A 1,427-nucleotide genomic window follows, 5' to 3' on the forward strand; every position below is an offset into this window, starting at 1 on the left:
TCTGCGGGGCGTCCTGCTTCTTCGACACGACGTCGCTGCCGGTAACCGGCACCTAGCCGGATCGGCGGGCACGGACAGCGACTCGGTCCGGTCCTCCGAAGGTGCCGTCCAGGCGGGCGGGGCGACCACGGCGGGCCCGGGCGGCGGCTCCGTGCGCTCCTGCGCGGGCGGCACGACGGGCGCGGAGAGCGGCTCGGTCCGGTCCTCCGCCGGTCCGGCAGGCGGGTACGGCGGCTCGGTTCGCCGCTGCGCCCGGCCGGCGGGCTCGAACAGGGACCGGTCCGCCGCTGCGTCGAACACCGGCTCGGTCCGCTCGTCGGTCGGGTTGACCGGCGGGGACGGGTCGGCCGGCGCGGAACCGCCGAAGAGCGGCACGGTCGGCTCGGCGGGCGGGGCGACCGGCTCGAAGAACGACCCGACGCGACCGCCGGAGGGGCCGTCGGGAGCCGGCGACGGCACCGGCACGTCCGGGGCCTCGGCGACCCGGGCCGCCACCGGATCGGTCGGCCCGTCGACCGCGGACCGGCTCTCCCCGGCGGCCGGGTCGATGGTCAACGGCACAGTGGGTTCGGCGGGGCCCGCCCAGGGCGCGGCAGGCGCTTCACCGTCCGCCCGGTACGCCGGCGCCGCGCTGGCGGTGGCCATCGCCGAGGCGGCCGCGGGAACGGTGGGCACCGCGTACACCTCGGGCGTCACCGGAGCCGAGCCGGTGTCCGGGCGGGCCGCCGGCTCCTCCGCCGGCCCGGTGAGGTCCCGGGACTCGATGACGGTGCCTTCGATGACGATCGGCGAGAAGCCCCGACGCCCCGCCGGCGGAGCGGAGACCGGCTCGGCGATCGACGGGGGCAGTTCTTCGGCCCCGGGCGGTACGGCGGGTCCACCGTCCCCCACGGGGACCGGCTGGGTACGCCCGTCCACCTCGGACTCACCCCCGGCGCCCGGGCGGCGGCGGGGCAGTGCCTGGGTCGCGTCGTCCCCTGCGGCTGGCGGCGGTGCGAGCTGGAACGGCCCGGGCGGCTCCTCCGACCGGCTCGAGCCGAGCGCGTGGGTCGTCTCGGCCCCGTCCATCGGGAACGCTCGGGTGGGGTCCTCCCGCACCGGCTCGTGCAGCGGCCGGCGGCGGGGGAATGGTTGACCGCCCTGGCCCAACCGGGACGGCGGAACGGCGCGGTCCCCGGTCCGCTGCGGTTGGTCCAGCGGGGACGAACGCCGGCCGGTCCGGCCGGCGGCGGGTTCGAAGAACGACCGGGCCGGGGGCGGCGCGGCCGGGGTGGAACGGCCGTTGGCGGCACCGGTCCGGGCGGCGCCGTCGAAGGCGTCCGGCTCGTCCGGGCGCCGCCGGAGGTCGCTGACCCAGCCGGCGAGGCTGTCCGGGGCCGGCCCCGGGCCGGGGCGATCGGCGGCGCGCCCGGACGGCGCGACCTCAC

General features: G+C 79.5%; 1 pseudogene. It reads right to left on the bottom strand.

Going from position 1 to position 1,427, the window contains the following annotated elements:
• Positions 1 to 1,427 (bottom strand): annotated as a pseudogene (locus ACWEVO_RS36485) (hypothetical protein); the annotation flags it as partial.

The sequence above is a fragment of the Micromonospora sp. NPDC003776 genome (genome assembly GCF_053605645.1).